Source organism: Streptococcus sp. DD10 (genome assembly GCF_001578805.1).
GTDB lineage: Bacteria > Bacillota > Bacilli > Lactobacillales > Streptococcaceae > Streptococcus.
In genome coordinates, this window is record NZ_KQ969160.1 from 146077 (window position 1) to 166277 (window position 20201).

17 protein-coding genes and 3 pseudogenes are annotated in these 20201 nt (G+C 41.0%); 5 read left to right on the top strand and 15 right to left on the bottom strand.

The features are described 5' to 3' along the window. Positions 1-129, top strand: a 129-nt coding sequence (locus STRDD10_RS10515; protein ID WP_150858261.1) for an IS3 family transposase, incomplete at its 5' end; no start/stop codon positions are given. Positions 130-283: 154 nt separating this feature from the next. Here the strand turns inward: STRDD10_RS10515 and STRDD10_RS06095 are convergent. From STRDD10_RS06095 to metG, 5 genes are all read right to left on the bottom strand, one after another. Beyond that, complete coding sequence (locus STRDD10_RS06095) at positions 284-2935, bottom strand: valine--tRNA ligase (protein WP_067193955.1); 2652 nt, start codon at positions 2933-2935, stop codon at positions 284-286. Further along, positions 2928-3506: an AAA family ATPase gene (locus STRDD10_RS06100; protein WP_067193957.1), complete on the bottom strand. Its 579-nt coding sequence runs from the start codon at positions 3504-3506 to the stop codon at positions 2928-2930. The genes STRDD10_RS06095 and STRDD10_RS06100 overlap by 8 nt, the downstream gene beginning before the upstream one ends. Beyond that, complete coding sequence (locus STRDD10_RS06105; protein WP_067193958.1) at positions 3506-4066, bottom strand: GNAT family N-acetyltransferase; 561 nt, start codon at positions 4064-4066, stop codon at positions 3506-3508. Before STRDD10_RS06105 ends, STRDD10_RS06100 begins: the two co-directional genes overlap by 1 nt. Further along, positions 4053-4631 carry a flavin reductase family protein gene (locus tag STRDD10_RS06110; RefSeq protein WP_067193960.1) on the bottom strand — a complete coding sequence of 193 codons (579 nt, stop codon included), beginning with the start codon at positions 4629-4631 and terminating at the stop codon, positions 4053-4055. The genes STRDD10_RS06105 and STRDD10_RS06110 overlap by 14 nt, the downstream gene beginning before the upstream one ends. Before the next feature lie 388 nt (positions 4632-5019). Further along, a complete protein-coding gene (metG, locus tag STRDD10_RS06115) occupies positions 5020-7014 on the bottom strand; it encodes a methionine--tRNA ligase (RefSeq protein WP_067193962.1) in 1995 nt (664 codons plus the stop codon). A gap of 176 nt (positions 7015-7190) precedes the next feature. Between metG and STRDD10_RS06120 the strand changes: the two genes are divergently transcribed. The 4 genes from STRDD10_RS06120 (at position 7191) to STRDD10_RS06135 (ending at position 10923) form a co-directional block, all read left to right on the top strand. After that, positions 7191-7826, top strand: coding sequence for a YigZ family protein (locus STRDD10_RS06120; protein WP_067193963.1), 636 nt, complete (start codon positions 7191-7193; stop codon positions 7824-7826). A 13-nt stretch (positions 7827-7839) separates the two neighbouring features. Next, on the top strand, positions 7840-8280 hold the full coding sequence (locus STRDD10_RS06125) for a PH domain-containing protein (protein ID WP_067193965.1): 441 nt from the start codon (positions 7840-7842) through the stop codon (positions 8278-8280). Positions 8281-8380: 100 nt separating this feature from the next. Further along, complete coding sequence (cysK, locus tag STRDD10_RS06130) at positions 8381-9307, top strand: cysteine synthase A (protein WP_067193967.1); 927 nt, start codon at positions 8381-8383, stop codon at positions 9305-9307. Positions 9308-9642: 335 nt separating this feature from the next. Next, positions 9643-10923 carry a uracil-xanthine permease family protein gene (locus STRDD10_RS06135; RefSeq protein WP_067193968.1) on the top strand — a complete coding sequence of 427 codons (1281 nt, stop codon included), beginning with the start codon at positions 9643-9645 and terminating at the stop codon, positions 10921-10923. A 390-nt stretch (positions 10924-11313) separates the two neighbouring features. On the opposite strand, the gene STRDD10_RS06140 is transcribed toward STRDD10_RS06135, so the two are convergent. From STRDD10_RS06140 to STRDD10_RS06185, 10 genes and pseudogenes are all read right to left on the bottom strand, one after another. After that, positions 11314-11871 (bottom strand): DUF2812 domain-containing protein, encoded by a 558-nt coding sequence (locus STRDD10_RS06140; protein ID WP_067193970.1) that lies wholly within the window; start codon positions 11869-11871, stop codon positions 11314-11316. Beyond that, positions 11868-12194, bottom strand: coding sequence for a PadR family transcriptional regulator (locus STRDD10_RS06145; protein WP_067193972.1), 327 nt, complete (start codon positions 12192-12194; stop codon positions 11868-11870). The genes STRDD10_RS06140 and STRDD10_RS06145 overlap by 4 nt, the downstream gene beginning before the upstream one ends. A gap of 327 nt (positions 12195-12521) precedes the next feature. Then, entirely contained in the window at positions 12522-13277 is a 756-nt protein-coding gene (locus STRDD10_RS06150; RefSeq protein WP_067193974.1) for an SDR family NAD(P)-dependent oxidoreductase, read from the bottom strand. Between the two features lie 2 nt (positions 13278-13279). After that, complete coding sequence (locus tag STRDD10_RS06155; protein WP_067193976.1) at positions 13280-14110, bottom strand: energy-coupling factor transporter transmembrane component T family protein; 831 nt, start codon at positions 14108-14110, stop codon at positions 13280-13282. Then, positions 14100-14903: pseudogene (locus tag STRDD10_RS11885) on the bottom strand (energy-coupling factor ABC transporter ATP-binding protein); the annotation flags it as partial. The gene STRDD10_RS06155 and the pseudogene STRDD10_RS11885, both read right to left, overlap by 11 nt. Before the next feature lie 24 nt (positions 14904-14927). Continuing rightward, positions 14928-15779: pseudogene (locus STRDD10_RS11890) on the bottom strand (DUF3744 domain-containing protein); the annotation flags it as partial. Positions 15780-15782: 3 nt separating this feature from the next. Then, on the bottom strand, positions 15783-16553 hold the full coding sequence (locus STRDD10_RS06165; RefSeq protein WP_067193979.1) for a nucleoside phosphorylase: 771 nt from the start codon (positions 16551-16553) through the stop codon (positions 15783-15785). Positions 16554-17030: 477 nt separating this feature from the next. Then, complete coding sequence (locus STRDD10_RS06175; RefSeq protein WP_067193982.1) at positions 17031-17723, bottom strand: methionine ABC transporter permease; 693 nt, start codon at positions 17721-17723, stop codon at positions 17031-17033. Then, positions 17723-18786, bottom strand: a pseudogene (locus STRDD10_RS06180) (methionine ABC transporter ATP-binding protein). Before STRDD10_RS06180 ends, STRDD10_RS06175 begins: the two are co-directional and overlap by 1 nt. Next, on the bottom strand, positions 18779-20152 hold the full coding sequence (locus STRDD10_RS06185; RefSeq protein WP_067193984.1) for a M20/M25/M40 family metallo-hydrolase: 1374 nt from the start codon (positions 20150-20152) through the stop codon (positions 18779-18781). The pseudogene STRDD10_RS06180 and the gene STRDD10_RS06185 overlap by 8 nt, the downstream one beginning before the upstream one ends. Between the last annotated feature and the right edge of the window lie 49 nt (positions 20153-20201).

Below are 20201 nucleotides of genomic sequence, written 5' to 3' on the forward strand. Positions count from 1 at the left end.
TCATTTCAATCGCTTAAGCAATTGGAACAAGCCATTGTAGACTATATTGATTACTACAACAATAAACGAATTAAGGTAAAACTAAAAGGACTTAGCCCTGTACAATACAGAACTAAATCCTTTGGATAAATTAATTGTCTAACTTTTTGGGGTCAGTACAGGCAAGACCATAGCCAATTAAATTTAACAATTCATAATGCGGGTGTTTAGACATCACTTTCTCCATCAATAGATATTGATTTCATTATACCAAAAACCTCAGCAAATTGCCGAGGTTTATAGTTTATTTCACCAACTTCTTCATCTCATCAATACGTGCTACGGTCGCATCGTATTTCGCTTGGTAGTCGGCTTGTTTGTCGCGTTCTTTTTGGACGACTTCTGGTTTGGCATTGGCTACGAAGCGTTCGTTAGAGAGCTTCTTGCCGACCATATCCAGTTCTTTTTGCCATTTAGCTAGTTCCTTGTCGAGACGAGCCAGTTCTTCTTCGACATTGAGGAGGTCTGCCAGTGGCAAGTAGATTTCTGCTCCTGTGATGACGCTTGACATAGCGAGTTCAGGTGCAGGGATGGTTGATGCGATTTCCAAGTGTTCTGGATTTGTGAAGCGTTTGATGTAGTTGACATTGCTGTTAAAGAAGGCTTCCAAATCACTATCGCTGGTCTTAACAAGGATGGTGATTGGTTTGCTTGGTGCTACGTTAACTTCCGCACGCGCATTCCGAACCGCACGGATCAAGTCTTTGAGACTTTCCACACCTGTGTGAGCTACAAGGTCTTCAAAGGCTGGGTTGACAGTTGGGTATGCTGCTGTAACGATAGAGCCTTCTGAGATTTGTCCAAAGATTTCCTCTGTCACGAATGGCATGATTGGGTGAAGGAGACGAAGAATCTTGTCTAAAGTATAAAGGAGAACTGAGCGTGTGATGACTTTCTCTTCTTCGTTATCGCTATAAAGGACTTCCTTAGTCAACTCAACGTACCAGTCCGCAAACTCGTCCCAGATGAAGTTGTAGAGGATATGCCCAGCCACACCAAACTCAAACTTATCAAAGTTAGCAGTTGCTTTTCCGATCGTTTCGTTGAGGTTGTGGAGAATCCAGCGATCTGTGACATTTCCAGCTTCCTTGTTAACAACTTTTTCTACATTAGCTGTTGCTTGCTCAAGGGTCAAACCTTCATTGTTCATGAGGATGTAGCGAGAGATGTTCCAGATTTTGTTAATGAAGTTCCATGAAGCATCCATTTTCTCGTAAGAGAAGCGCACGTCTTGGCCTGGTGCAGAACCATTTGAAAGGAACCAACGAAGGGCATCAGCACCATATTTCTCGATCACATCCATTGGGTCAATTCCGTTACCAAGAGACTTAGACATCTTGCGTCCCTGCTCGTCACGGATAAGACCGTGGATCAAAACGTTTTGGAATGGTTGGCGTCCTGTGAATTCCAGAGATTGGAAGATCATGCGAGATACCCAGAAGAAGATGATGTCGTAACCTGTTACTAAGGTTGACGTTGGGAAGTAACGTTTGAAGTCTTCTGAGTCGACATCAGGCCAGCCCATGGTTGAGAATGGCCAAAGAGCAGAACTGAACCAAGTATCCAAGACATCTTCGTCCTGAGTCCAGCCGTCACCTTCTGGAGCTTCTTCACCGACATACATCTCCCCTTCCGCATTGTACCAAGCGGGGATCTGGTGACCCCACCAGAGCTGACGAGAGATGACCCAGTCATGGACATTTTCCATCCATTGAAGGAAGGTATCATTGAAGCGAGGTGGGTAAAATTCTACCTTGTCGTCTGTATCTTGGTTGGCAATGGCATTCTTGGCCAATTGGTCCATCTTGACGAACCATTGTGTAGACAGGCGTGGTTCCACCACAACACCTGTACGTTCTGAGTGACCAACAGAGTGGACCCGTTTTTCGATTTTAACGAGGGCACCGATTTCTTCCAACTTGGCAACGACGGCCTTACGAGCTTCAAAACGATCCATGCCAGCAAATTCGAAGGCCAAGTCATTCATGGTTCCGTCATCGTTCATGACATTGACTTGTGGCAAGTTGTGGCGTTGACCGACCAAGAAGTCGTTTGGATCGTGGGCAGGTGTGATTTTCACGACACCCGTACCAAACTCAGGGTCCGCGTGCTCGTCCCCAACGATTGGAATCAATTTATTAGCGATTGGAAGGATAACATTTTTACCGATCAAGTCCTTGTAACGTGGATCTTCTGGATTGACCGCAACCGCAACGTCCCCAAACATGGTCTCAGGACGAGTGGTCGCAACTTCAAGGACCCGTGAGCCGTCTTCTAGCATGTAGTTCATGTGGTAGAAGGCACCTTCGACGTCCTTGTGGATTACTTCGATATCAGAAAGGGCTGTGCGAGCTGCTGGGTCCCAGTTGATGATAAATTCACCACGGTAGATCCAGCCTTTCTTGTAAAGGTCCACAAAGACCTTGCGAACGGCTTTTGACAAACCTTCGTCAAGGGTGAAACGCTCACGAGAGTAGTCTACAGAGAGACCCATCTTGCCCCATTGTTCCTTGATGGTAGTGGCATATTCGTCTTTCCATTCCCAGACTTTAGTCAAGAAAGACTCACGACCAAGGTCATAGCGGGAAATGCCTTCACCACGCAAGCGCTCCTCAACCTTAGCCTGAGTCGCAATCCCCGCGTGGTCCATCCCTGGAAGCCAAAGCGTGTCAAACCCTTGCATGCGTTTTTGACGGATAATGATATCTTGGAGAGTCGTATCCCAAGCGTGACCAAGGTGGAGTTTCCCAGTTACGTTTGGTGGTGGAATCACGATCGAATAAGGCTTCGCCTTTTGATCGCCTGAAGGTTTGAAAACATCGGCATCAAGCCATTTTTGGTAACGACCAGCCTCAACCTCGGCTGGATTGTATTTAGGTGAAAGTTCTTTAGACATGTGTTTGTCCTTTCTCTATTGTATTCATTTTATCTTGAATCTGCTTAGCAACCTCTTCTGCAGACAGATTCGTATTATTTATTTTAAGGTAGTGGTACAACTCATTCGGTTGATGTTGGGAATTTAATTGAAGTGTTTCAGCAGTCTCCAAAATTTCTCTTTCAGATGTCTCAATATACCGTTTTAAGGGTTTGTGCTTTAATCGATTCTCCGTTCGATTTCGACGTAAACGCTCTTCAAGACTTGTTTCCAACTCCACAAAAAGAATCTCTTGATGATAGTCATCCAACAAATCCTGAATTTGCTTCAAATACAGCAGCTGGTACTGATTTGAAAAATCAATCACGTCTGTTAAAATCACATATCGCTGATTTCTAGCACTAGCTCCAAGGAAAGAAAAGGTAATTCCACGAACAAATTCCCACATTTCCTCTGTAAAGTCCTGATAGATTTCCAGTGCAAAATCGATGGCTTGATGGTTATAAAAGAGAGTAGCATCCGTCAGTCGAGATAATTCTTGACCAACGGTCATTTTTCCTGAGGCCGGAGCCCCAATGATGAAAAGATGCATCAAATCACCTCCCACTCACTCTTTAGCAAGCCATATATCAGACTGTCACACCGATTGCCTTGGGTATCTTTACGGTCTCTTATGCGTGCTTCAAGGGTAAAGCCAAGTTTCTCTGCAACTCGTTGACTTTGAAGGTTATACCCAAAGCAAGTCAGTTCAATCTTGTGAAGATCAAGTTCTTTAAAAGCTAGGTCAATCAAGGCACGCGCTGCTTCTGGTACATAGCCTCGACCCCAATAGTCGGGGTGCAAGGTATAGCCAAGTTCTAGCACATCGTCTTCGTGACGATGGTTGAAGTCAACAGAGCCGATGATTGTATCGATCCCTTTGACCACAATTCCATAGCCAGCTGGGAGATTGTCCTTTTGATTGCGCTCAGGAAGGATATGCTCTAGATAATAAATCTCATCTTCCAAGGTCTTGACAGGTGGAAATGCTGCTGGATAGGCGACCTCTGGGAGACTAGCGTAGGCATGGATATCCTCAGCATCCGCCACTGTACGGACTCGCAAGATGAGACGCTCCGTTTCGATTCGTTGAGGCAGTTCAGCTCTTGTCATCCTTCTTCCTCGCTTTCTTGATAAAGCTTCCCATGGAATCGACGCGGTCATCTAGATAACGATAAACACGCTGATGACCATCCCCCATAAAGTAAGTCGGCGCAAAGATATCATTACGAAAATGCCCTTTGTCATCCAGAAGTTCAGGTCCCACCAAGCGCTCGAGAATCTTGGCAAAGATATGGCAGATGCCGTCTTCCTCGATAATCCTATCTACCTGACAGTCCAAAACAAGGGGACAAGCATCCAAAATCGGTGCCTGAGTCCGTTCAGAAATCTCATAGTCTAGCCCCAAGTGTCCCAACTTTTCTCGGTGGCTAATAAAACCAGCCTGTTCCATCTCAAGCATGAGGTTTTCATCAGGTATGTTCACCGTGAACTGTTGATAATGCTTGATTTGCTCAGCCGCATTTTCCTCAGATCCAACACCAATGACTAGCCAATCTCCTAGGCTATAAGAGGAACTGCAAGTCGTGATATTGTGTCCAAAGTTCTGGTCCTGATAGCCTAAAATAAAGATAGGAAAACCATAGTAGAGTTTACTTGTTTTAAAAGATTGCTTCATGACAACCCCCTTTGACTAAGACGCAAAAGAAAAGCCCTGCCATCTACATGACAGGGACGAATGTGTTTAATCCGCGGTACCACCCAATTTCGGGCAGAGCCCGCAACTTTATTCTTCTTGTTTCTCTTTTAAGACGTCGTTAGCCCGCATTAGCCTACTTCCGTACAGCCTGCAACTCGCTGTTTAGTCCTAAAAAGGAAACAAAAAGATTTATATTTCATTTTTCATTTTCATCCATTAGCAACCAGTTTTGACACATGTGTGGACTTCTCAGCACCGCCACTTTCTGTAAAATGTGGGATTCAAAACACCTCTAATGGCTCTATTGTAGCAAGTTTTAGTAAGAATTGCAAGAAGTTTTCTTAAAAAACGTTTTTGCCACTCTCAGTTACCCGATAATTGCCCCATTCGGCACACTTGCATCCACTGTCAAGAGGGTTAAGTTGCCATCGTGTTCTGCTGAGAGGATCATACCTTGGCTGACATATTTCTTCATCATCTTACGTGGTTTGAGGTTGGCCACGATTTGGAGTTTCTTGCCGACCAATTCTTGTTCATTTGGATAGAATTTCGCGATACCAGAGAGGATTTGACGGTCTTCGCCATCTCCTGCATCTAAGCGGAAGCGAAGCAATTTATCTGATCCTTCGACGCGTTCCACTTCTTTGACTTCTGCTACACGGATTTCAACCTTGTCAAAGTCTTCAAATTTGATCTCGTCTTTTTCAGACTTGAGTTCCACTTCTTCTGGAATCCATTCTTTTTCTTGTGGTTTTCCAGCAGTCATTTGAGATTGGATGTAGGCAATTTCTTCTTCCATGTCGAGACGTGGGAAGATTGGAGTTCCTTTGGCCACCACTGTGACATTTTCAGGGAAGCCTGCTAAAGTCAAGTTTTCAAGATCAAAGTCCAAGCCCAAGCCAAGCTGTTCCATGATGGCATTTGAAGTGTTCATCATGAATGGTTGGATCAAGTGAGCCACAACACGAAGGCTAGCTGCCAAGTGAGCCATGACCGCTGCCAATTGTACCTTGTCACCATCTTCTTTAGCGAGGATCCAAGGAGCTGTCTCATCAATGTACTTGTTGGTCCGAGAGATGATGTTCCATACGGCTTCCAAAGCGCGTGGGTAATCCACCGCGTTCATTTGCTTGTGGTATTCAGCGATGTTTTCTTCAACTACCTTAGCCAGATCAGCATCAAATGCTGTGACATTTTCAACATAAGCTGGAACTTGACCACCAAAGTATTTATTGATCATGGCGACCGTCCGGTTGAGGAGGTTTCCAAGGTCATTGGCCAATTCATAGTTGATGCGAGCCACGTAGTCTTCTGGTGTGAAGGTACCATCTGAACCAACTGGCAAACTGCGCATGAGGTAGTAACGGAGTGGATCCAAACCGAAGCGTTCTACCAACATTTCTGGGTAGATGACATTCCCTTTAGACTTAGACATCTTGCCGTCTTTCATGACAAACCAACCATGGGCAATCAAACGTTCTGGCAATTTGATATCCAACATCATGAGAAGGATAGGCCAGTAGATGGAGTGGAAACGAAGGATGTCTTTTCCGACCATATGGAAGACCGTTCCGTTCCAGAACTTGTCAAAGTTTTCATGATCTTCTTGACCGTAACCAAGAGCCGTCACATAGTTAAGAAGGGCATCGATCCATACATAGACCACGTGTTTTGGATTAGATGGAACTGGAACTCCCCAGGTAAAGGTGGTCCGAGATACTGCCAAATCTTCCAAACCTGGCTCGATGAAGTTTTTCAACATTTCATTGAGACGGCCATCTGGCGTGATGAAGTCCGGTTGGGATTTGAAAAATTCAACCAAACGGTCTTGGTATTTGCTGAGGCGAAGGAAGTAAGATTCTTCGGAAACCCATTCTACTTCATGGCCTGATGGGGCTACCCCACCGATGACCTTGCCATTCTCATCACGGTATACCTCAGCCAATTGGCTTTCTGTAAAGAACTCTTCATCAGAGACTGAATACCAGCCAGAGTACTCACCTAGGTAGATGTCGTCTTGCGCAAGCAAGCGTTCAAAGACTTGGGCCACCACTTCTTCATGGTAATCGTCTGTCGTACGGATGAATTTATCATATGAGATATCGAGTAATTGCCAGAGTTCTTTCACTCCAACGGCCATCCCATCTACATAAGCTTGTGGCGTGATGCCTGCTTCTTCTGCCTTTTGCTGGATCTTCTGTCCGTGCTCATCAAGACCTGTCAAATAAAAAACATCGTAACCCATGAGGCGTTTGTAGCGAGCGAGGACATCACAGGCAATGGTTGTATAGGCTGAACCAATATGGAGTTTTCCAGATGGATAGTAGATTGGCGTTGTAATATAAAAATTCTTTTCAGACATAACTTTTCCTTTCCAGGCAAATGAAACCTGTTTGTGATAACACTCCCATTATACCATAATTTCTACAAATGAAACAGCTTGTTCAGTAGCTTTCCCGTCTAAAACTTTCACTACGGAAAGAACTGTTTTTTCATAAAAAGCTAGAACTTTTAAAAAAATTTTAGTAAAATGAAGGCATGTACTATAAAACCATTCAAACAGACGGTTCCGTCCAAGAGGAAATTAAAAAATCACGATTCATCTGTCATGTCAAACGAGTTTACACAGAAGATGAAGCAAGATCCTTCATCACCAGTATAAAAAAAGAACACTATAAGGCTAACCATAACTGCTCCGCTTTTATTATTGGAGAACAAAGTGAGATCAAACGAACGAGTGATGATGGAGAGCCTAGCGGAACAGCAGGAGTTCCCATGCTAGGAGTCTTAGAAAATCACAAGCTGACGAACGTTTGTGTAGTCGTAACTCGCTATTTTGGAGGCATCAAATTGGGAGCGGGAGGTCTTATTCGTGCCTACGCCGGGAGTGTCGCCTTAGCCGTCAAAGAAATCGGCCTGATAGAAATCAAGGAACAAGCAGGACTTCTTATTCAAATGTCCTACGCTCAGTATCAAGACTACAATAATTTTCTCAAAGAACAAAATCTGATGGAACTAGATACTAGCTTTACCGATCAGGTTGAAACAACTCTCTTTGTCGATAAAGAAAACAAGGAAACTATCCAATCACAACTGATTGAATTTTTCAATGGGAAAATTACAATAACAAATCAAGGGTTACGAGAAGTTGAAGTCCCTATAAACCTCGTATAAAGAAAGGAATATCATGGTATTTGGAAATTTACTTCAAGGAATCGCTGGTAATTTTAGCGAACAAAATCGAGAAACACTTCTAAAAGAATACGGACAATATTTGCTAGAAGGAGAAGAGATTCAAAGTGGCTACAAGCTCATTCGTGACTCAATTATCTTCACGAATATTCGAATAATCTTTACAGATAAACAAGGAGTAACTGGACAAAAAGTCTCTATCAAGTCAATCTTCTTGATGACCATTGTCAATGTCGAAATGGAAACAGCTGGCGCTGGAATTGATGACAGTGAGATCACCATTACATACTTAGACAATGTCTTTTTAAAAGCGCACACTGAACACTCTCTAACCCATCAATTCGAATTCCCTAAAAAAACAGATATTATCCCGCTCTATACCTACCTCTTCAACCTTGCTTATCAGAATCGCTTGCGCATCAATGGGCTAGATTAGTGATATATAAAAATCCTATCGTTGCGATAGGATTTTTATATTTTACAAAGATTTCGAATCGCGATATACTTAAAATATCATAAATAAAAGAGGTACTAGAATGGCCATTTATAACAATATTACAGAATTAATTGGACAAACCCCTATCGTAAAACTCAATCGATTGGTTCCAGAGGATGCCGCTGAAGTATATGTAAAACTGGAAGCTTTTAACCCAGGTTCATCTGTTAAAGACCGTATCGCGCTCAGTATGATTGAAAAAGCTGAAGCAGACGGACTTCTTAAAGAAGGAGATACTATCGTAGAAGCAACGAGTGGAAACACAGGTATCGGCCTTTCTTGGGTCGGAGCAGCCAAAGGCTATAAGGTTGTCATTGTCATGCCTGAAACAATGAGTGTGGAACGTCGTAAGATTATCCAAGCCTATGGTGCTGAACTCGTCTTAACACCTGGAAGCGAAGGAATGAAAGGTGCGATTGCTAAGGCTCAAGCAATCGCAGCAGAACGTAACGGATTTCTTCCACTACAGTTCAACAATCCAGCCAATCCAGAAGTACACGAACGCACAACAGGTCAAGAAATTCTTGAAGCTTTCGGTACAGATGGGTTAGATGCATTTGTTGCAGGAGTTGGAACTGGTGGAACTGTTTCAGGTGTTTCACACGCTCTCAAACAAGCAAATACTGACATCAAAGTCTATGCTGTTGAAGCTGATGAATCGGCAATCCTATCAGGTGAGAAACCTGGTCCACACAAGATTCAAGGGATCTCAGCTGGATTTATTCCTGATACACTAGATACTGACTCTTATGATGGCGTAATCCGAGTTACATCCGAGCAAGCTCTCCAGTTAGGTCGCAACATTGGTGGTGCTGAAGGTTTCCTTGTAGGTATCTCATCTGCTGCATCTATTTATGGTGCAATTGAACTTGCTAAAAAACTTGGTAAGGGGAAAAAAGTACTAGCCTTAACACCAGATAACGGAGAACGCTACCTCTCAACTGCCCTCTACGAATTTGGAGAATAAAATAAAAAAGCTGGACAAAGGCACTGCACCCAAAAAGTTAGACAGAAAAAATCTAACTTTTTGGGGTCAGTACAAAATCATACCTCGCTTTTCTATTTTACGGCTCAGAAAAAAAATGATTTACAAAATCATTTTTTTCTGCTATACTACTACAAGCAAAGGTTTTTAATGCTATCCTGTGAGGTGGCAAAGACCCAGACCTGTTAAAGTCTTTGAACTATTTTATAACTGGTAAGATATTTTCAAACCAACAAAATAGTATAATGACTAAAAATCTGGAGCCTGTTGCTATAAAATAAATGGGCTCTTTTTTGCTGCCCTAAAGTGAGGTTTACATGAAAGATTCATCTGTTGATTTACTTCTAGACGTCCACGAACGTCCTTCTCTTGGCAAGGGGCTCTTGCTGAGCTTTCAGCACGTTTTCGCCATGTTTGGTGCGACCATCCTTGTTCCTTTAATCTTGGGAATGCCAGTATCCGTTGCCCTTTTTGCTTCTGGGGTTGGTACGCTCATTTACATGATTAGCACGGGGTTCAAAGTTCCTGTATATCTTGGTTCTTCCTTTGCCTTTATTACCGCTATGGCTTTAGCTATGAAAGAAATGGGAGGAGATGTTTCTGCCGCACAGACCGGTGTCATCTTAACAGGACTCATCTACGTGATTGTCGCTGCCTCTGTTAAATTTGCTGGAACAGGTTGGATTGACAAATTACTACCACCTATTGTCATCGGTCCTATGATTATCGTTATTGGGCTAGGGCTTGCTAACTCTGCTGTCACCAATGCGGGACTTGTTGCTGACGGAGATTGGAAACATGCCTTAGTTGCTGCTGTAACCTTTCTTATCGCAGCCTTCATCAACACTAAAGGGAAAGGGTTCTTAAAAATCATCCCCTTCCTCTTTGCAATTATTGGAGGTTATGTCTTCGCTGTTTTTCTTGGATTAGTGGACTTCACACCAGTACTTAAGGCAAACTGGTTTGAAATTCCTGGATTTTACTTTCCTTTTAGTACTGGTGGTGCTTTCAAAGAATACCGCCTCTACTTCGGTGCAGAGACCATTGCCATCTTGCCAATCGCTATCGTAACGATTTCTGAGCATATTGGAGATCATACTGTCCTTAGCCAAATTTGTGGTCGACCTTTCCTCAAAGAACCAGGACTTCATCGTACCCTTCTTGGAGATGGGGTAGCTACTTCTGTATCAGCCTTTCTTGGTGGTCCTGCAAATACAACCTACGGAGAAAACACAGGGGTGATTGGTATGACACGTATCGCTTCTGTCTCTGTTATCCGAAATGCCGCTTTGATTGCCATAGCTCTTAGCTTCCTCGGAAAATTCACAGCGCTCATTTCCACCATTCCAAACGCAGTCTTGGGTGGTATGTCTATCCTCCTTTATGGGGTGATTGCAAGCAATGGTCTCAAAGTTTTGATTAAAGAACGCGTTGATTTTGGCCAAATGCGTAACCTCATCATTGCTAGTGCTATGCTAGTCCTTGGACTCGGAGGAGCTATCCTAAAACTTGGTCCTGTAACTTTGTCAGGTACTGCCTTGTCTGCTTTAACAGGAATTCTTCTCAACTTGATTTTACCTTTTGAAAGTAAAGAATAAACGACAAAAAAGTTCTCAGTCTCCTGGGAACTTTTTTAACATTTCACTAACTCCATTTTTTTTTACTAATAAGGAATGCAAGAATTTCCCCTTCAGAAACCATAAAACTGTTCATCAAAATTACTTAAATCCCATTACCGTCGAATCTTTATATTTAAAAATAGCAGAATCTTTATTTCTCTTGGATACAAAATACTTTCTTACGGCCCAAATTCCACTATTTCAATTACCGATCCGACAAAGAATGATATTCTTATAAAATTTTAAACACTGAATTGCTCCATTTAATGCTGAACCAAATTATTCCACTACTCAGCAAAACCTAAAAACTAGAGACTAGAGACTCTCTAACTCTATCGGCCCATCTCATGAAACCACTTTTCATCACACTTAGATCATATCCTTATTTCCTCTACTTAATTCCTTCATCTTCTGTGAAAATTTTCTAGCTATGAGAAGGGACTTAATCGTCAACACGTTAAAAACTAGGGAAAACCATAAACTTACCTGCCACTGTCCCATTTCTAGAATTGTCCACAAGCAATAAATCGTATTAACAATAAATATCAGAGTAGGAAACCATATAATACGATAGAAATTACGGGCCCGTTTGAACTGGATAATTTGCTCCTTCTTATCTGTGAAAAGCTCCAATGGCTCCCTGCCTTCTCTCATCAGATAAGTACGACCAGCGTATGATTGAACTGCAGTAATATCTAACTCATCTAAAAATGCAATGAAATCAGGCTCTCGACTAGTAACGGAACTTAGAGAATGTAGAAGAGATTGATTTTCCCAGTAAATCTTATACTGATAGATTTTGTCTGTAAGCTCAAACTGATAGGCTAGATTGTCATGCTTAACGAGTTTATACTTCTGTAATCCCATGCTATTGAGCCAAGCCTCTTCCTTAGTAACATCAAGAAAATACTTATATTTTTTGATCATCTTATCTTCTCCTCATAAATTTTTGCACACTCTAATAACTCCTGCAACCGTCTTATCTCCTCTGCTAAAACCGCAACCCCTTCCTGGGTTAAGATATATTCTTTCTTTCCTTTTCCCTGTACCTGGTCACTTTGGCGAATCCAGCCCTTTTGGTTCAGGGTTGTCAAAGCGCCATAAAGGGTACCTGGCCCTAGCTGGACGCGCCCCTGGGTCAAGCGATCAATCTCCTGCATCATCCCATAACCATGTAGAGGACGTTGCAAGACTAACAAAATATAATAAACAGCTTCTGTCAGAGCTCCTCGTTGATTACTTTCTGGCATGTCTTCTCCTTATTTATTTTATATCGTATAGCGATATATTATTAATCAAATTATATCGCTTGACGATATGTTTGTCAAGAAATAAATTATTCTCAAAAATTATAGAAATAGAAAGAACACTATCTAGTTAAATAAGATTGAAAAAAATTCCTGTATGAAAATCTCCATGTAAAACTAAAAAGTCTCATGATTTTCATCACAAGACTAGAACTACTCCCAACTGTAAAAATAAAATACATTTAGGAAATAAGTATACAGACAATTGGCTCTTATCCTTCATTTGAATGCAGTTCTACACTAATTAACTCGTAAAACTTCCAAACTCTTCTACTTTTCTCGATACACCGGCTGAGCGCCAAAGGTCTGAGATACAGGCATGATTTCGATTCGATTAAAATTGAGGTGTTGGGGTTGGGCGATAAGCCAAGCGATGGTATTAGCGATATCTTCTGCTTGAATGGCATGGGCTCCTCTATAGAGATTCTCCACTCGCTGCTCATCTCCTTTAAAACGAATATTTGAAAACTCTGTTCCCTCGCACAATCCAGGCTCGATGGTTGTTACACGAATGTGCTTACCAGCTAAATCTGCCCGTAAATTGAGGGAAAACTGCTTGACAAAGGCTTTACTAGCACCGTAGACATTTGCCCCAGGATAAGGAACGGTACCAGCTGTCGAACCAAGGTTGATGATAAAACCACTATCTCGCTCTACCATCTGAGGTAATAGTTTCCGAGTCAGATAAGTCAGACCGATGATATTGGTCTGAATCATCGTCATCCAGTCGGTGAAGTCTGCCTCAAAAGCTGGATCTAATCCCAAAGCTAGACCTGCATTATTCACTAAGATATCAATTTGAGACCAACTCTCTGGTAGACTGTTAAAAGCTTGATTCACACTAGTAAGGCTGCTCACATCCAACTGCAGAGGGTAGAAAGCTTCTCCTAGCTCAGCCTGTAAATCCTTCAATTTCTCGAATCGACGAGCAGCACCGATGACCTGTACTCCGTCTGCTACTAACCTTCGACTAATAGCCTCCCCAAAACCCGCTGAAGCACCCGTTACTAAAGCAATCTGTTTCATTTCTACCTCCAAGGATTATAAAACCGTCCCTCATTTAAAGCCATTAACAAAAAACTAGCCATTAGAAGCAATACTGATATCAGCAAAACGATATAATCATTCCGACTAAGTGCTTGGTACTGATACCAGGTGCGTTTTTTATTTTTACCAAAACGGCGTAATTCCATAGCTGTCGAAATACTTTCTATCCGTTCTAGAGAACTAAAAATTAACGGTGTAATGATTTGTAAGTTTCCTTTAATCCGATCTAACAATTTCGCTTTTTGAGATAACTCTAGACCACGCGCTTCTTGAGCTGTTTTTATGGTAAAAAATTCTTCCTGCAAATCAGGAATGTAACGAAGGGTCAAGCTAACAGAATAAGCAACTTTATAAGACAGTCCAATTTGATTCAAACTAGAAGCAAACTGACTTGGATGAGTTGTCATCAAAAAAATAATAGCCAGTGGAATCGTACAAATATATTTAAGAATTAAATTAAAAAGATAAAATAGCTCCTGTTGAGTCAGGTTATAACTTCCCAATCCATGAAATAATACGGTATTTTTCCCATAAATCTCTGTTCCATATTGGGGAGCAAAGAGATAAATGGTTGCTACATTTAAGACTGCAAACAAAAGAGCAAAAACCAAAACAAAGGAAATATCTCGATACCGTATTCCCGAAATTTTAAATAACAACAAGGAACCCAAACCTATCACCAGTAACAAACGAGTGTCATAACTAATCATGGCAGCTGTTGAAACTAGGATAAAAAAGAGAAGTTTGCTAGCACCCGATAGCCTATGAAGAAAACTCTCTCCTTCATGGTAACCGATTAATTTAGGATTCATGACTACTCCTTTCACGCATATAAAACTCGGTCAAAGCCAAGGGATCAACTCCTAACTTCTTGGCAAGAGTAAAGATAGAAGTTTCTCTCAGATTGGCTTTTTCAAGTAAATCTGGCCGGGTCAAGAGTTCTGCAGGAGATAAATCACCTATAATCTTTCCATCTGTCACAACCACGGCTCGGTCCGAGTAATCCAACATCAATTGCATATCATGCGTAATCATGACAATCGTGTGCCCGTTCTCGTTTAGTTGATCTAAAAAGTTCATAATCTCAGTATAATTTCTCTGATCCTGACCGGCAGTTGGTTCATCTAAAAGAATAATTTCTGGATCCAAAACCAAAATAGAAGCAATGGTTACTCTCTTTTTTTGTCCAAAAGATAGGGCAGAAATTGGCCACTTTCTCATCTCGTAAAGTCCACAAGTTTTCAACACATTGTGTACTCTTTCTTCTATCTCATTTTCTTCCATACCTCGTAAACGAAGTCCTAGAGCCACTTCATCAAAAATCATCGAACAAGAAATCATCTGATTCGGATTTTGCAAGACATAACCAATCCGCTCGGCCCTTTCTTTGATAGAGTCTCCCTTTATATCCTGCCCTTGCCATCGATACTCTCCTTTTGTCTGAATAAAACCACAGATGGCCTTAGCAAGTGTCGATTTTCCTGCCCCATTTTTTCCAACAATAGCCAAGCGCTGACCTTTAGGGATACTCAACTGAACATTCTTTAAAATCAAGTCTTTTTCGTAACCAAAAGAAATTCCTTCTAAGTCCAACAAAGGTGCAAATTTCTTTTTCTTAGTTCCAATCATGGGAGTCAAGTCGAATTCCTGCCTTCTCAGTTCTAAATGTTCTACATTTGCTAGGGTTTTCATTTTTTCTACTTGATATCCTAGCTGACGAAGAGTCGTGATATAAAGTGGCTCTCGAATTCCGTTTTCTTCTAAAATAGTTTTACCTAACAGTTGATTGGGACTGCCGTTAAATGCAATTTCCCCGTCTGCAATCAAGACAATACGATCAACTGGACAATGCAGGACATCCTCTAAACGATGCTCGATAATAATTGTTGTCGTCCTACCTTCTCGGTGTAGCTGTTCAATCAATTCAATCGTATCCTGACCAGACTTAGGATCAAGATTTGCCAGAGGCTCATCAAAAAGTAAAATCGGACTCTCATCAATTAGGATGCCAGCTAAACTCACCCTCTGTTTCTGTCCTCCTGATAAATCTTGCGGACGATGAGTCAGTAAAGTTGTTAAGTCTAAGCGTTCAGACCAATCTCTGACTTTTGCTTTCATTTCAGGTAAGTTTATCATGTCATTCTCTAAGGCAAATGCCAAATCTTCAGCCACACTAAGACCGATAAATTGACCATCTGTATCCTGCAAAACAGTACTAACCAAGCTAGACTTATCATAAATACTAGTTTCAAAAGCCGACTGCCCTTTAATCAGAAAGTCTCCACTGGCTTGTCCTTTATAGATATTAGGAATCAACCCATTTAAACACTGACCAAGAGTCGATTTCCCAGAACCCGATGGCCCCACTATTAAAACCTTCTCACCCTCATAAATCCTTAGGTTGATATTTTTCAGCGTTGGTTCCATTTGCACCTGATACTGAAAAGAAAAATTGTTAAATTCGATGATAGTTTTTTTCATTTTTTATCCTTTTTTCCAAGAGAGGGCAAATTCTAACGCAAGGAGGGCTATCTTATCTTTTTCATCTAAATCGGCATGATTACTCAAGTTTCGCATATCCCAATTGCCTTCAGATAAATGATCCGCTGCATAAAAAAATTGACATAATTCGAATCCACGAAAGGTTGCCAAGGCAGCCACTGCTGAGCACTCCATATCCACACAAATTGCTCCTGATTGTTTTCGTAAACGAAGTTTTCCTATTGTTTCACGATAAATCCCATCCGTAGTCCACACCTTTCCAATAGTATAAGAGATGCCTGCCCGCTTTAGAAAATCTGTGAAATCATCTATACTTCCTTGATTAACATCAATCTCATCGCTCGGAGCAATATAATGAAAACTCGTTCCTTCATCGCGAAGAGCACTAATCGGAATGATAATTGAGCTTTCCTTGATTTCTTCATCCAAAACACCACAAGTTCCAAATAGAACCAATTTTTTCATCCCAAATACAATTAAATCCTCTAAAATTGCGATACAAGCTGAAGCCCCTACTGGACTATTAAAAATAGCGACTTCCTCATCACCAATTTTCAGACGATAGATGGGAATTTCTATATTCGCCATTGAAGTCCTTTGGACTTCTTCATGTGGAAACATGGCTAACATTCTCTCAAAAGTTGTTCTTGCAAAACAAGACACTGCTACTTCAGGAAAGCCCTCCACACCTTCATGTAAATCCTCGGGATTAATAATGGCTTTTTTATTGCTGTCAAATTCACTCAATAACATTGTCTTCTCTCCTTCTCGTTCACGACAAAGATTTTAGTAAAGTTCTAAAAATTCTAAAATGTTGTTTTAATTACAAGACCATACTTACTTTTTTCTATTTTACCATAAAGGAGCAGGGAGTAGAAAACTCCTACAAATAAAAAAGGTGAGGCTGGGTGAAAAGGACCCAGCTTCGTCAATTTCTATCGTTTTATTGTAAGTTTAATGTTGCAAGTAAAAGACATCTTATTTCTCCCATTAAGCTATTTTTCGAGCTTATAAACAAAACATAGGAAAATCATTGCTTAAAACAAGAATTTTAATAAACCATTGGTTCACCATGCAATTTGTTTGGAAAGAAAACTTGAAAACAATGCTAAACCGGGTGATTACTCAACAGGTACCCCAAGCTACTTTACTTAGTAAGCAGAACTTCATTTACTTGACCAATTTCACTATTTTTCATTCCTTGGTTTTTATTGCAAATAGTACGAAAAACTAGCGGTGACTAAGTTCACGTGTCAAAAAGTCTCCTGTAAATTGAACTAGGAAAATCAACATCAAGATTAGGACCGTTGCTAAGATTGTCACATCATGATTATAGCGTTGATAACCATAAGTAATCGCTACATTTCCCAAACCTCCAGCTCCAATAGCACCAGCCATCGCCGTTTCACCAATAAGGGAAATCAGTGTGACAGTTGTTACTCGAATTAAATCAGGAAGCCCTTCACGTAAATAGACACCAACGATATCCCAAAAAGTTGCACCGCTAGCTTGTGCAGCTTCGATAACGCCACGGTCCAACTCCGAAAGCACCACCTGTACCTGACGTGCAAAAAATGGAAAAACTGCTAATGACAAGGGGACCAGTGCAGCAGTTGGACCAATTCCTGTACCTACAATCATACGAGTAAAGGGATTGATTAGGGCTAGTAAGATAATAAAGGGTATGGCACGAAAGATTGAGGTAATCTTGTCTAGGATTTGAAAAACAACTTTGTTTTCGATAATACCGCCAGGAGCTGTTAAAACAAGTAATAAGCCCGCCACCAAGCCTAAAATACCACCAACCACAAAAGAAACAAAGGTCATATAAAGAGTTAGATAAATTGCTGTCCCCCAGCCAGCTTGGCCTACCCAACCCATTTTGTAAACATTGGGTAAATATGTCTGAATCAACTCTATCATTATTTACTTCCTCCTTTTAAAACACGGATAGTCACCCCAGCCGCCTGCAAATCAGCTTGTGCCATTTTTAGATTCTCTCCTTCTCCTGATAAAATCACAACCAACTCACCTACAGGTGTATGATCTAAGATTTCAATATTAGCATGCAAGATATTTGCTGAAACCTGATATTGCTTATAAATATCACTCATGATCGCCGTATCTGTAACCGATCCTGCATACTTGAGATGAGCTAATATCGAACCAGCAGGTAATTCTTTAACAATATCCTGTTGATTGATTTTTACCATAGCTTCATCAATACCAGTAGCAGTTGTAATAAAATCTTGTGTCAAATCATTTTTAGGGTTTGAAAAAATATCTAAAACAGAACCTTCTTCAATTAGTTCTCCATCTTGCATTACCGCCACACGATTAGCAATATCTTTGACAATTTGCATTTCATGTGTAATCAATACAATAGTTAATCCCAACTTTTGGTTGAGGTCTTGAAGCAATCCCAAAATTTGTTTCGTCGTTTTAGGATCTAAAGCAGAGGTTGACTCATCTGAAATCAAGATTTTGGGGTCATTGGCCAAAGCACGCGCAATCGCAACCCGTTGTTTCTGACCACCTGATAATTGAGCAGGATAGTTATCCGCTCGATCTGATAAACCAACTAAATCTAGTAATTTAGCTACTTTCTTTTTTTCTCTTCTTTCGATAAATCAGAATGCTTCAAAGCAAAAACGACATTCTCTTCAGCAGTCAATTGTGCCATCAGGTTAAAATGCTGAAAAATCATTCCAATATCACGACGTTTTTCACGTAATTGGGAAGCTGACAAGGTCACCTTATCTTGATAAATAACATCATCATCTACCGTTATCGTTCCAGCAGATGGCACTTGGAGGAGGTTGATAACACGTACCAACGTCGATTTTCCTGCCCCCGAATATCCAACAATTCCATAAATATCTCCCTCATTAATGTGAATTGTCACATCTTTAACTGCTTGGATTTGTCTCCTTTTCTGTTGAAAAGTCACATCAATATGGTCTAATTTGATAATCTCTCTATTCATAACTTGCAATCAACTCCTTAATCAGTTCAATATGGGTATAGTAATCTGAAATTTTTACATTTTCATCTCCTCCATGGTCACGACTATTAGCATTCCCAATTCCAAACGCAACCATAGGAACTCGTAGAGCATGGAAAACGGTATGCATCGGACCTGTCCCCGCAGTTGTTGGAAGAACGCATACTCCCTCTTTGTAAAATTTCTTAGCCAACTCAATAACGGTAAGAATGGAAGGAGCACTCATATCACTTCGATAGCTCATCTCTCCCAAAGTATAAATCAACTCTATCTGATTAAAACCGTTTTTCTCCAATTGTTCACTTAACTTATCTAAAACAACTTGTGGCTCCAAACCAGGTACCAAGCGCATTTCTAACTTTGCACTTGCTTCTGCTGGTAAAATTGTCTTCACTCCCTGCCCCTGGTAACCCGTACTAATACCTTCGATATTGAGAGCAGGTTCAAAATAAAATCGTTTCAAAAACTCCGTTCGCTCTTCCTTTAAAGTCGGTAGTGTCAGACCATAGATCTCTGTCACATCTCCAGCTGTTTTATTGGCATATTTCTTAATAAGAGCTAATTCTCTCTCATTGGGTTCCTGTACTAGTTCATATAACCCCTCAACAAGGATACGTCCTTCTTTATCTCTCAGGCTTGATAAGGCATTAAGCAAGTACCACGATGCTGAATCAACCACTCCTCCATAGCTAGAATGAATATCCACGTTTGCACTTTTGACTACCATATCAAAGGTAACAATTCCTTTATTGCCACCTGATATTTCTAGTTCTCCCTTGCTATTTCGAGTTCCTTGTTCCCATACTAGCAAATCAGCTCCACGCAAGTCTTTTTTGTACTTGGCTAAATACTTATCTAAATCAGTCGAAGCTGACTCTTCTGCTCCCTCGATAATAAAGGTGACGTTTACAGGCAGGTCTCCTTTTTCACGAATATACTTTCTTAGAGCTGTTAGCCGCGCTGTAATATGCCCCTTATCATCATCAACTCCACGTCCATACATCGTCCCATAATGAACGGATAGGGTGAAAGGGTCATCCGTCCAAGGCTGATCATCATCTGCAGGAACCGTATCATAATGATTATAAAAAATAATGGTTTTAGCATGTGGATTTGTAGAGAAAAACTTCGCTATTACGAAAGGAGCTGTATGAGACTCATCAACTGTAACCTTGGCTCCTGCTGCTGTAAAAATCTCACCCAGATAAGTGGCTACTTCCTTAAGACCAATCTGTTGAGCAAAAATCGATTTTTTTGAAATTAAGGTTCTCAATACTTCGAAATAGTGCTGAGCAACCTCATCGTTTTCGAATTTTCGGATTTGTTCCGACTCTGTTGAAAAGGCCATACGACTCCTTATAACTTATATATTATTATAACCATAAAAAGAGAGGACT